Below are 14,889 nucleotides of genomic sequence, written 5' to 3'. Positions count from 1 at the left end.
AAAATCCTCCATATTTTTCTAAACTATCACTAAAATATCATAAAAGTGATACTGTGTAAATTGCATGTTAAAGAGCAACCTGTCCCTAGAAATTAAATATCACGCAAAATTAGTGATACTTCATGAAGTTTGTTAACTTTAGAAACCTTACTCATTCTTGATTTATTAAACTCAATCTTCATTTTAATACGCAAAATTGGTGATAGTTGAGGCATGTCTGCATTTTTCACGCAAAATTAGTGATACTTAAAGCACATCTAGATTGTCCACGCAAAATTAGTGATACTTAAGCCATATTTGCATTTTTAACGCAAAATTAGTGATAGTTCGCGCAAAATTAGTGATAGTTTCACGCAAAATTAGTGATAGTTTCACGCAAAATTAGTGATAGTTCGCGCAAAATTAGTGATAGTTCGCGCAAAATTAGTGATAGTTTAGGCTTATAAACGTTGTAATATCAGTGTTTATGGGCCCTCTAAAACAATAAAACAATAAAACAAATATATAAAACAATATATAAAACAGTAAAACAACATAAGAGAGTAGTAGTTGTTTTATTTTATAATTTTCCAGATTAATAATTAAGTAAAAGGATACATTTGTAGGGAGTTTTTTAGAATATTAGGAGTATATCCAAACGAAGTAACTTTTAATCATAGTTAAAATACAGAGGTTTTATGAGAAGTTCATGAATTCTTATTGAATTATAAGATTAATAGACGGTATAATAGAGTCACCAAAACAGTGCGGAATATAAAAAGACTCCAACGTGTGCAAGTGGTGCGCCAACACCCTTACACCGTTAACCCTAAAACACCTAGGGGAAACACCTGTCGAAGTCCTAATACATAAATTTAGTTACGCCTTTATTTTATCGGATAATTAGATTTATTTCAAGGGCGTAGTCTATTAAAAAATCCGACATCGTTTTCCTATTTTCTGGGATGCGATGTCTTTTTTTGTTCCTGAAAAGGAGAGGATAGACTAATGTCTACTACACGTATACTTACAACAGAAGAATTTGATTATATGAAAAATTATCAGAGTTTCATAGAAAACCGTTCTCAACATCAATCAATGAAACGAAAATTACTTAAAGAAATTATCAATCTGTACGGAGAAAAATTTTATCGTCTCCACGAAGGAACTAGAAAAGCTTTAGACCGGCTTTGTTGGTTTGCTGCGGAAAAAGGATTTTGCTTTCCTGGTAGTACATATTTAGGTAAAACCTACGAAAAGTCAAAAGGAACAATCGATCGTCATTTAAAAGAACTACGAAAACAAGGACAAATTATTACTGTATATCGTCGCTGCCCTCGTAACAATGGAAAAGGGAATCCAGTACACTTATTTGCAAATCACCCTTATTTTAATCATTGGGTTAAATATTTACAGCTTGATTTAGAAGCTGATGTTGAAGCAGATGTTAAAACAGAAAATGCTGAAATCGCTTGGGAGAGTAAGAGTAAAGAGACAAAAAAACAGTCTACCTATAATTTATCTTTAAAAGATTTAAATAAATATATACGTAATGATGTTAATTTTAAGCTCTTGTCAGATTATGTACCGTCTTTTATTCCAAAAGCTTTTAAAGATACTGTGAGACCTTTTTTTCCTTGTGCAGATGATATTTATGATTTATGGGGGAAAGTTCGACTAGCTTACAAAGCGAGCCCTTTAGAAAAGCCTTTGGAAGATGTAAGTTTTCTTCCTGTTCAAGCATTTAAAGAGACGGTTTTTGCTTATAAAAGAAATCGTATAAAAACTAATTTTGCAGCTTACTTTTTTGGAACAGTTCGAGGAATATTTGTTATTGAGCGTAGAAAAGAAGTTCAGCGAAACGGGGATAGTAAGCTATTTTATAACTTTTTAGACTCCTAGATTAGAAAACAAATAATATTATTTATACATATTTTAAGTCAGAATGAGTGTTGTTAAGATTTAAAAATCCGAAAAATTTTATCTCTTGTACCTAAAACAAGACGGGTCTATATACACATTTCTATTGGTACTTTACATATACTGTTACGATTTATTTTGTTATAAGAGGTGAGTAAATGCCATATGTTAATCGGTTTTTAACAAATGCTAATGGGGCTGTTACATTTACAGGCAACACTTTTGGCTTAAATAAGCAAGCTAATGCTAACGCTCCTGGAACAGCAGGGTCAATAGGAACATTTTTCAGTGTAAACCCAAGTTCCGTAGATGGATCATTTCCTACGGGGACTACTGCAAACTATTTGCAAAACTCTTCTAGTGCAGTGCTAAGGCTCCCATCTACCACTACTCAAATTCTTTATGCAGAATTAATATGGGGTGGAAGCTATCTTTATGGTGGAGAAGATGTTAGCGCAGCTTTAAATAATGCTGTGACTTTTATTACTCCTACTAGAACAGTTAGTGTACAGCCAGACACAGCTACGCGTTTTACCTTAACAACTTCAAGCTTTTACTATGTCCGTAGTGCAAATGTGACAAATTTGATTTCTCAGGCAGGTACGTATTCAGTACAGGGTGTTCCTGGAACACAAAGTACAACAGAAAACAATGCAAATGCAGCTGGGTGGACATTGGCCGTAGTATATGCTGATCCATTACAGAAATCTCGAAACTTGTCTATTTTTGTTGGAGCAGAATTGACCAGTTCATCTACAGGAAGCTCTACTGCAGCTGTAACTGGGTTTGGTACGCCTACTTCAGGAACAGTCAGTGGTAGATTATTAGTAAGTGCTATTGAAGGCGATTCAGCTATAGTGGGTGATCAGCTGCAATTTGGTCCTACTACTGCAAATTTGCAACCAGTTTCGGGACCGAATAATCCTATAAATAACTTTTTTGCTTCTCAGGTTAATAATGACAGTGGTGTATTAGATACAAGTGGACAATTTGGCAGTTTAAATAGTACACCGGGAAGCAACTTATCCGGTGCGAGGCAGGGGTGGGACATTACTAATATTGACGTCTCAGCTCGTTTATCAAACAACCAAACCAGTGCCGTCGTACGTGGAACAACCAGTGGAGATACTTATGTTATTAGTGCTTTAGCTCTTCAAGTAGATATTAACGCACCTGTTTTAAATGTATCAAAGTCTGCTAATGTTACGTCTGCTCGAACAGGAGATATTATTACTTATACGGTTCAAGTAAGTAATACTGGAACGGCTTCTGCCAATGTTCTAATAGCTACGGATCCATTGTCTTCAGCAACAACCTTTATCCCTAATAGTTTGCAAGTAGATGGGGTTATTCAGACAAATGCAGATATCCGAAATGGTTTGTCGCTTGGTACATTAAATATTAATCAAACTCGGATTTTGACATATCAGGTTAGAGTAGTTGGCCCTCTGACATCAATTTCTTCTCTAGGTAATCAAGTTTTTGTTAATTATCAATTTGAAAGTACACCAGGAAATGTATTAACAGGATCAGGTGCTTCTCCTGTAAATAGCGTAACAGCTATCAACACTCCTCCTACAGTTCCCAATTATACTGTTACAAATCCTGAGGATACTGTAGCAATTGGAACAGTCATTGGCAGTGATATTGATGGGAATCCTCTAACTTATCGTGTTGGTACGAGGCCGACTAATGGAATAGTAACTGTTAATCCTAATGGCCAATTTGTCTATACCCCAAATTTAAACTTTAACGGAACGGATCAATTTACAGTTATTGTAGACGATGGGCAAGGAGGAACAGCTACCTCTGTAGTTACCATAATCAATACGCCTGTAAACGATAATCCTGTTACTCAAAACTATGCAGTTATCACTAATGAAGATACCCCTTTAGTTGGTCAGATACAAGCTACAGATGTAGATGGTAACTTACTTACCTTCCAATTACAATCTCCACCAACAAACGGAACAGTTATCGTAACTAATAGTGGAGCTTACACGTATACCCCAAATTTAAACTTCAACGGAAGCGATCAGTTTACCGTGTTGGTCTCAGATGGTCAAGGAGGCACGGCGGTTTCGACAGTAACAGTGACAGTAACGCCGGTGAACGATGCACCGACGGTGCCAAATTACACATTTAGTACGCAAGAAGACAGTCCTGTGGTAGGAGCAGTGGTAGGAACAGACGTGGATGGAAACCCTCTTAGTTATCAGCTGCAAAATGGTCCAACAAATGGAATAGCTGCCGTGAATGCAGATGGAACGTTTAGCTACCAGCCGAACCTGAACTTTAATGGGACGGATCAGTTTACGGTATTGGTGTCAGACGGCCAAGGAGGCACGGCGGTTTCAACGGTAACCATCAATGTCATTCCTGTCAATGATCCCCCGATTACGTCTAATGTGAGCTTTACGATTGCAGAAGATAGCACGTTAATCAATCAAATAGTGGCGGTGGATCCTGATGGCAACCCGTTAACGTTTAGCTTACAAACGGCACCCGGAAACGGAGTAGCCGTGGTGAATGCAGATGGAACGTTTAGCTACCAGCCGAACCTGAACTTTAATGGGACAGATCAGTTTACAGTACTGGTGTCCGATGGCCAGGGAGGCACGGCGGTTTCAACGGTAACGGTAACAGTCACGCCAGTGAATGATGCACCGACGGTGCCAAACTACACGTTCAGTACGCAGGAGGATAGCCCTGTAGTAGGAGCAGTGGTAGGAACGGACGTGGATGGAAATCCTCTTAGTTACCAGCTGCAAAATGGTCCAACAAACGGAGTAGCCGTGGTGAATGCAGATGGAACGTTTAGTTATCAACCAAACCTAAATTTCAATGGGACGGATCAATTTACGGTATTGGTGTCCGATGGCCAGGGAGGCACGGCGGTTTCAACAGTGACCATCAATGTCATTCCTGTCAATGATCCCCCGATTACGTCTAATGTGAGCTTTACGATTGCAGAAGATAGCACGTTAATCAATCAAATAGTGGCGGTGGATCCTGATGGCAACTCGTTAACGTTTAGCTTACAAACGGCACCCGGAAACGGAGTAGCCGTAGTGAATGCAGATGGAACGTTTAGTTATCAGCCGAACCTGAACTTTAATGGGACGGATCAATTCACGGTATTGGTGTCAGATGGCCAAGGAGGCACGGCGGTTTCAACGGTGACGGTAACAGTCACGCCAGTGAATGATGCACCGACGGTGCCAAACTACACGTTCAGTACGCAGGAGGATAGCCCTGTAGTAGGAGCAGTGGTAGGAACGGACGTGGATGGAAATCCTCTTAGTTACCAGCTGCAAAATGGTCCAACAAACGGAGTAGCCGTGGTGAATGCAGATGGAACGTTTAGTTATCAACCAAACCTAAATTTCAATGGGACGGATCAATTTACGGTATTGGTGTCCGATGGCCAGGGAGGCACGGCGGTTTCAACAGTGACCATCAATGTCATTCCTGTCAATGATCCCCCGATTACGTCTAATGTGAGCTTTACGATTGCAGAAGATAGCACGTTAATCAATCAAATAGTGGCGGTGGATCCTGATGGAAATCCGTTAACGTTTAGCCTTCAAACAGCACCGGGCAACGGAGTAGCCGTGGTGAATGCAGATGGAACGTTTAGCTACCAGCCGAACCTGAACTTTAATGGGACGGATCAGTTTACCGTGTTGGTGTCAGATGGCCAAGGAGGCACGGCGGTTTCAACGGTGACGGTAATAGTCACGCCAGTGAATGATGCACCAACGGTGCCAAATTACACGTTTAGTACGCAAGAAGACAGCCCTGTGGTAGGAGCAGTGGTAGGAACGGATGTGGATAGAAATCCTCTTAGTTACCAGCTGCAAAATGGTCCAACAAACGGAGTAGCCGTGGTGAATGCAGATGGAACGTTTAGTTATCAACCAAACCTAAATTTCAATGGGACGGATCAATTTACGGTATTGGTGTCCGATGGCCAGGGAGGCACGGCGGTTTCAACAGTGACCATCAATGTCATTCCTGTCAATGATCCCCCGATTACGTCTAATGTGAGCTTTACGATTGCAGAAGATAGCACGTTAATCAATCAAATAGTGGCGGTGGATCCTGATGGAAATCCGTTAACGTTTAGCCTTCAAACAGCACCGGGCAACGGAGTAGCCGTGGTGAATGCAGATGGAACGTTTAGCTACCAGCCGAACCTGAACTTTAATGGGACGGATCAGTTTACCGTGTTGGTGTCAGATGGCCAAGGAGGCACGGCGGTTTCAACGGTGACGGTAATAGTCACGCCAGTGAATGATGCACCAACGGTGCCAAATTACACGTTTAGTACGCAAGAAGACAGCCCTGTGGTAGGAGCAGTGGTAGGAACGGATGTGGATGGAAATCCTCTTAGTTACCAGCTGCAAAATGGTCCAACAAATGGAATAGCTGCCGTGAATGCAGATGGAACGTTTAGTTATCAACCAAACCTAAATTTCAATGGGACGGATCAATTTACGGTATTGGTGTCCGATGGCCAGGGAGGCACGGCGGTTTCAACAGTGACCATCAATGTCATTCCTGTCAATGATCCCCCGATTACGTCTAATGTGAGCTTTACGATTGCAGAAGATAGCACGTTAATCAATCAAATAGTGGCGATGGATCCTGATGGCAACCCGTTAACGTTTAGTTTGCAAACGGCACCCGGCAACGGAGTAGCCGTGGTGAATGCAGATGGAACGTTTAGCTACCAGCCGAACCTGAACTTTAATGGGACGGATCAGTTTACTGTGTTGGTGTCAGATGGCCAAGGAGGCGCGGCGGTTTCAACGGTGACGGTAATAGTCACGCCAGTGAATGATGCACCAACGGTGCCAAATTACACGTTTAGTACGCAAGAAGACAGCCCTGTGGTAGGAGCAGTGGTAGGAACGGATGTGGATGGAAATCCTCTTAGTTACCAGCTGCAAAATGGTCCAACAAATGGAATAGCTGCCGTGAACGCAGATGGAACGTTTAGTTATCAACCAAACCTAAATTTCAATGGGACAGATCAATTTACGGTATTGGTGTCAGATGGTCAGGGGGGAACGGCAGTTTCGACCGTTACAATAAACGTAATTCCAGTGAATGACCCTCCAATCACCGCTGATTTAGCATTTACAATTAATGAAGATACACCCCTTACAAATCAAATTCCAGCTTTTGATCCTGATGGGGATCCTTTGACATTTACTCTACTAAATCCGCCTCCGTCAAATGGAAGTGTTGTATTAGGGGCAAACGGAGTATTTACTTATACACCAAATTTAAATTACACCGGAATGGATACTTTTGGTGTGCTGGTGTCAGACGGGAAAGGAGGAACTTCTCTTTCTACTGTAACCTTAACGATTGTCCCAGTAAACGATCCGCCAGTAGGAGGAGATAGATCTGTTACAACGACCATTAACCTTCCTGTTACAAGCAGCATACCTGCTTCAGATCCCGACAACGTTACTCTAACCTATACTCTGCAATTAGTTCCAAATAACGGTAATGCTGTTATAAGTCAAGATGGTACATTCATTTATACACCTAATAACGATTTTATAGGTAATGATCAATTTACCATACTAATAACAGACCCAGAAGGAGCCACTGCACTATCAACTATTTTTGTAAGCGTACTTGAAACAAATGGAACTACGGCTTCACAAGATTTGCAAATCTCTACTGATGAAGACACACCAGTAATAAATCAAATAATTGCTACTAATGTAAATGGAAATCCACTTGTTTATACTATTGAAAATCAACCTATTAATGGAGTAGTAACAATTGATTCTGATACAGGAATATTTACGTATACACCGAATGCAAACTTTACCGGTTCAGATGCGTTCGTAGTATATATAACTGATAATTTAGGAGGAAATGCTACTTCTTCAGTTATCGTTACAGTTATTCCAATAAATGATCCTCCGATTGTTCCTAATTATCAGTTGACAACGAATGAAGACACATCAGTAACTTCTATGGTAATTGCCACTGATATTGATGGCAATCCACTGACTTATTCGCTACAAAATGCTCCAGTAAATGGAATAGTAAACGTAAGCTTAGATGGGATGTACACGTATACCCCAAATGCTGATTTTAATGGGATAGATCAGTTTACGGCATTGGTGTCAGACGGCCAAGGAGGCACGGCCATTTCTACGATTACAATTACAATTCTGCCCGTAAATGATCCGCCAGTAGGTCCAAACGAAATTACGATTGTTACACCTGAAGAAACACCTGTTACTAGCCAAATCGTAGCGACTGACCCAGATGGAGAAGTACTGACGTACACGTTACAGGATCCACCGACAAATGGAGTGGCAGTGGTCAATGGTGATGGAACGTTCACGTACACACCAAATGAAAATTACATTGGAAATGATACGTTCACAGTCCTAATAAGCGACCCGTCGGGTGCGTTCATAGTGACAAACGTACTAGTAATAGTCACGCCAGTGAACGATGCACCAGTGGTGCCAGACTACGCGTTTGTGATCAACGAAGACACGAGTTTGAATAGCCGAGTGGTGGCAACGGATGTGGACGGAAACCCACTAACGTACGGGTTACTGACAGGTCCAGCAAATGGGACGGTGGTAGTAAATCCAGACGGCAGCTACAGCTATACGCCAAATGAAAATTACAATGGAGTGGATAGCTTTAGTGTCGTGGTAAGCGATGGCCAAGGAGGAACAGCCATTTCTACCATCACAATTACGATTCAGCCCGTAAATGATCCACCAGTAGGCCCAGTGGTAGTGACGTTGGTCACTAATGAAGATACATCCATATCTAATCAAATTACAGCGTTTGACCCAGATGGAGAAGTACTGACGTATGCGTTGCAGGACCCACCGACAAATGGAGTGGCAGTGGTCAATGGTGATGGAACGTTCACGTACACGCCAAATGAAAATTACACTGGAAATGATACGTTCACAGTCCTAATAAGCGACCCGTCGGGTGCGTTTATAGTGACGAATGTATTAGTAACAGTCATCCCAGTGAACGATGCACCAGTGGTGCCAGACTACGCGTTTGTGATCAACGAAGACACGAGTTTGAATAGCCGAGTGGTGGCAACGGATGTGGACGGAAACCCACTAACGTACGGGTTACTGACAGGTCCAGCAAATGGGACGGTGGTAGTAAATCCAGACGGCAGCTATAGCTATACGCCAAATGAAAATTACAATGGAGTGGATAGCTTTAGTGTCGTGGTAAGCGATGGCCAAGGAGGAACAGCCATTTCTACCATCACAATTACGATTCAGCCCGTAAATGATCCACCAGTAGGCCCAGTGGTAGTGACGTTGGTCACTAATGAAGATACATCCATATCTAATCAAATTACAGCGTTTGACCCAGATGGAGAAGTACTGACGTATGCGTTGCAGGACCCACCGACAAATGGAGTGGCAGTGGTCAATGGTGATGGAACGTTCACGTACACGCCAAATGAAAATTACACTGGAAATGATACGTTCACAGTCCTAATAAGCGACCCGTCGGGTGCGTTTATAGTGACGAATGTATTAGTAACAGTCATCCCAGTGAACGATGCACCAGTGGTGCCAGACTACGCGTTTGTGATCAACGAAGACACGAGTTTGAATAGCCGAGTGGTGGCAACGGATGTGGACGGAAACCCACTAACGTACGGGTTACTGACAGGTCCAGCAAATGGGACGGTGGTAGTAAATCCAGACGGCAGCTATAGCTATACGCCAAATGAAAATTACAATGGAGTGGATAGCTTTAGTGTCGTGGTAAGCGATGGCCAAGGAGGAACAGCCATTTCTACCATCACAATTACGATTCAGCCCGTAAATGATCCACCAGTAGGCCCAGTGGTAGTGACGTTGGTCACTAATGAAGATACATCCATATCTAATCAAATTACAGCGTTTGACCCAGATGGAGAAGTACTGACGTATGCGTTGCAGGACCCACCGACAAATGGAGTGGCAGTGGTCAATGGTGATGGAACGTTCACGTACACGCCAAATGAAAATTACACTGGAAATGATACGTTCACAGTCCTAATAAGCGACCCGTCGGGTGCGTTTATAGTGACGAACGTACTAGTAATAGTCACGCCAGTGAACGATGCACCAGTGGTGCCAGACTACGCGTTTGTGATCAACGAAGACACGAGTTTGAATAGCCAAGTGGTGGCAACGGATGTAGACGGAAATCCACTGACGTACGGGTTACTAGTAGGTCCAGCAAATGGGACGGTGGTAGTAAATCCAGACGGCAGCTATAGCTATACGCCAAATGAAAATTACAACGGAGTGGATAGTTTTAGTGTGGTGGTAAGTGATGGCCAGGGAGGCACGGCCATTTCCACAATTACAGTTACAATTCTACCAGTAAATGATCCGCCAGTAGGTCCAAACGAAATTACGATTGTTACCCCTGAAGAAACACCTGTTACTAACCAAATCGTAGCCACTGATCCAGATGGAGAAGTACTGACGTACACGTTACAGGACCCACCAACAAATGGAGTGGCAGTGGTCAATGGTGATGGAACGTTCACGTACACACCAAATGAAAATTACACTGGAAATGATACGTTCACAGTCCTAATAAGCGATCCGTCGGGTGCGTTCATAGTGACGAACGTACTAGTAATAGTCACGCCAGTGAACGATGCACCAGTGGTGCCAGACTACGCGTTTGTGATTAATGAAGATACGAGTTTGAATAGCCAAGTGGTAGCAACGGATGTAGACGGAAACCCACTGACGTACGGGTTACTGGCAGGTCCAGCAAATGGGACGGTGGTAGTAAATCCAGACGGCAGCTATAGCTATACGCCAAATGAGAATTATAATGGAGTAGATAGCTTTAGTGTGGTGGTAAGTGATGGCCAGGGAGGCACGGCCATTTCCACAATTACAATTACGATTCTACCAGTAAATGATCCACCAGTAGGTCCAAACGAGATTACGATTGTTACCCTTGAAGAAACACCTGTTACTAGCCAAATTGTAGCAACTGACCCAGATGGAGGAGTGCTCACGTATGCGTTACAGGATCCACCGACCAATGGAGTGGCAGTGGTCAATGGTGATGGAACGTTTACGTACACGCCAAATGAAAATTACACTGGAAACGACACGTTTACTGTGCGTATAGCCAATGCAGCAGGAGAATTTATCATCACAAACATATTTGTTGTTGTTATTCCAGTTGAACAACTACCTACTGTCCCAAATTATTCGATTACTACTCCTGAAAATCAATCTGTAACTGGCCAGGTAGTAGGAAGCGATCCGAATGGGGATTTGCTCACTTATCGTTTAGGCACTTCTCCAGTCAATGGAAGCGCCGTAGTAAATATAGATGGCAGTTTTATATATTCACCTAATTCTAATTATGTAGGTCCAGATTTATTTACGGTTATTGTAGAAGATTCAACAGGTCTCACAGCAGTGTCTATTGTAAATGTTACAGTTATCGACGTGAACAGTTCGCCAATTACAAGTGATGTTATCCTTCAGACTATAGAAAATGTAGCAATTAGTGGGCAAGTTTTTGCCACAGATCCAGACGATAATTTACTCATTTTTAGTTTATCGGGTACTCCTTTTAATGGAACAGCTGTGGTAAATCCAGATGGTACCTTTTTATATACCCCAAATCCTAATTTTATTGGTTTGGATTCTTTCACAGTGGAGGTAAGGGATAGTCGTGGAGCTAGTGCACAATCTCTTGTAACTATCAGTGTAATTCGAGTGAACCAACCACCGATTGTCGTAGATTTATCACTATCAACTGTACAGGGTCAGTTTGTAACAGGGCAAGTTCCTGCCTTTGACCCTGAAGGAGATCCACTAGTATATGGTCTAAATTTAGCACCACTTAATGGTACTGCCATTATTAATTCAGATGGAACATTTACGTACACGCCGAACCCAAGTTTTGTAGGAACAGATTCATTCTCTGTTTTTGCCAGAGATCCTCTTGGAAACCAGGGGTTTGGAACTATTACTGTAGAAGTTCAGTCTCAAGATTTACCGATTAGCGCTGAAGGGCTAACTTTAACTACTTTAGCAAATCAACCTGTAAGTGGGTCTATTGCTACTGTGAATCCAGCAGGCTCTCCATTAAGTTATGCTGTAGCCATTCCGCCATCAAATGGAACTGTTGTATTAAATCAAGATGGAACTTTAGTTTATACGCCCAATCCTGGATTCACAGGAGAAGATATCTTTGATATCGTTGTTATAGATTCAGCTGGAAATCAAAGTATTGCTAATGCTGTTGTGACAGTAGTAGTAGGAGACAGAATTTCAGTGGTAAATAGTGAAATAACGACTTTATTCAATACGCCAGTTTCTGGGCAAGTAAGTGCTACAAATTTGAGTGGAAACCAATTGTTTTATACGCTTACGTCTAATCCAAATAGTGGATCTGTCATAGTTAACCCAGATGGGACATTTATCTATACGCCAAATACTGGATTCTTTGGAACAGATCAATTTCAAGTACTTGTAAGCGATGTTCTTGGCAATACAGCTGTTGCAACTATTTCTGTTGTCACTCAGGGACCGATAGAACAGGCGCCAATTGTAGCTAATCAAGCACTATCAACAACCGAACAGCAGCCTGTAACAGGAAGTATTGTAGCTATTGACCCACAAGGAGAAGCATTAACTTATACCTTACTTGGCGGACCAGTGAATGGAATTTTAATACTAAACCCAGACGGCACTTTTACGTATACCCCAAATCCAGGATTCGTCGGAACGGATTCTTTTACAGTGTCTGTTCAAAACGAAACGGGTTTAAATGCAGCTACTACGGTTCAAATAACTGTTACACAATTGGCTAATCAAATTGTAGCCAGTAATACCATTGTTCGAACAGTAGAAGGGCAGAGTGTAAATGGTGAACTTTCAGTTCGAGATCAGCTAAATAGGCCACTAACCTACACCCTTAACAATCTCCCTGCTTATGGAACGGTTATTTTAAATCCAGATGGAACGTTTGTTTATACACCGACTCCTGGTGTGAGTGGAACAGATCAATTTGACGTTCTGGTTCAAAATGATCAAGGAGATCAAGCAATTGCTTCAGTTTCAATTATAATTGATCCGGTTCAAAGTACTATTACACCACAAGACATCACAGTACAGACTCAGCAAGGTGTAACTGTCTCAGGGACGATATCGGCTACTGATAATCTTGGGAGACCAATTAGATTTTCTTTAAATGCATCTCCATCCAATGGAGCAGCTGTGGTAAATGCAGATGGAACGTTTAGCTATACACCAAGTCCAGCATTTTTTGGAGTAGATAGTTTTACTGTATTAATTCAAAATGACAGAGGCGACTCTGCAATTGGTATTGTGCGGATAGTTGTTCAAGAACAACAAGATAGCATTGTTGTTAACCCTCTTACGCTTCAAGGAGTAACGAATCAACCTGTTACCGGTCAGGTTACGGCAGTGGATGCATTGGGTAATCCATTAACCTACCAAGTTCAGAGTCTACCAGCAAACGGAACAGTGAATTTTAATCCGGACGGTTCATTTAGCTATACGTCGAATCCAGGATTTACTGGTATAGATTCTTTCACAGTAATTGTTACAAATAATCTTGGTCAGTCAGCAACAACTAGTGTTACTGTTTTGATTCAGGGAGTTAATGATCCAATTACAGTTGAAAATCAGCTTTTAACCACACCAACTGGTCAAATTATTGAAAGCCAAATCATCGCAACAGATGCACTTGGAAGACCTCTTACCTTTGCTGTGGCTACCCCACCAACAAATGGAGTACTTGTACTACGATCAGATGGAACGTTTAGTTATACACCAAATTTAGGATTTATTGGTCAGGATCAATTTGTGGTATCTGTAAGAAACAGTGACGGACAACAAGCGTTTTCAATTGTTACCATTAATTCTACTGCAAGCAATAATATAATTACTCCAGGAAATAATACCTTTGCTACTTTGCAGGGTGTTCAAGTGGTTGGTAATATTCAGGTAACTAATTTGCTAGAACGTCCATTAAATTACACACTAGCAACAGCTCCTTTAAGTGGTAGCGTAACCGTTGATTCCAATGGAAGGTTTGTCTACCAGCCTGCACCTAATTTTGTAGGAACAGACACTTTTACTGTATTAGTACGAGATGATTTAGGAACAGAATTACTCGTAGTGGTAACAGTTGTAGTAGGCAGAGACCCTCAGCCTCCTAATGTGGTAGGGCAAGTAATTAAGTTATTTGTTAATACCCTTACTACTGGTCAGCTCATTGCTATTGATCCAAATTCTTTACCACTAACTTATCAAGCTATAACAGGTCCTCAAAACGGCCAGTTTAGAATTAATCAGAATACAGGCCAGTTCATTTATGTCCCTAATGTTAATTTTGTGGGGACCGATACGGTGATTATAAGAGTTACTAATTCGGATGGAGCTTCAAGTGAAGCAGCACTTACTTTCATCGTGGAAAGAAGAGTGTCGCCGGCACCCACACCAGTTCCTGGTAAATCTAATACTAAAAAGAAATCGTTGCGAGATCCACGCAAAACTAAATCAAAAGGTAAATGTCCTATAAAGGTATCTGATCAATGTATAAAAGGAACCATTAACAAGAAAATATGTGGTGAAATCGATGCTTGTACAGTCAAAAACCTACCTCTTAAATATCAAATCGTCAAAGGGACGAAGAATGGTAAATTTAAACTTAATACGGAGACAGGCGAGTTTATTTACATCCCTAACGTAAACTTTATAGGAGAGGATTCAGCTGTTGTGCAGATAGTTAGTATAGAAGGAGAATCGGTTCAAGTTACTATTAAATTTGTTATAAGAAAATAAGTAACAGTTAAAAAGCTATCCAGCAAGTCATTTGTTGGATAGCTTTTTGAATTAAGATTCACGATGTTTTGTACGTAACGAGCATAATTGAATGTATAGAAATGGTAATAAATAG

2 protein-coding genes are annotated in these 14,889 nt (G+C 41.4%); both read left to right on the top strand.

Annotation, left to right across the window (positions count from 1 at the left end):
- Window positions 1–1,029 precede the first annotated feature (1,029 nt).
- Window positions 1,030–1,881, top strand: coding sequence for a helix-turn-helix domain-containing protein (locus U9R83_RS27585; RefSeq protein WP_243550557.1), 852 nt, complete (start codon window positions 1,030–1,032; stop codon window positions 1,879–1,881).
- A gap of 176 nt (window positions 1,882–2,057) precedes the next feature.
- Complete coding sequence (locus U9R83_RS27580) at window positions 2,058–14,774, top strand: tandem-95 repeat protein (protein WP_243550559.1); 12,717 nt, start codon at window positions 2,058–2,060, stop codon at window positions 14,772–14,774.
- Window positions 14,775–14,889: the final 115 nt, after the last annotated feature.

The organism is Priestia sp. LL-8, from assembly GCF_036227845.1.
GTDB lineage: Bacteria > Bacillota > Bacilli > Bacillales > Bacillaceae_H > Priestia > Priestia zanthoxyli.
The sequence above is the reverse complement of the archived record's forward strand: the minus strand, read 5'-3'. Positions and strand labels throughout refer to the sequence as shown.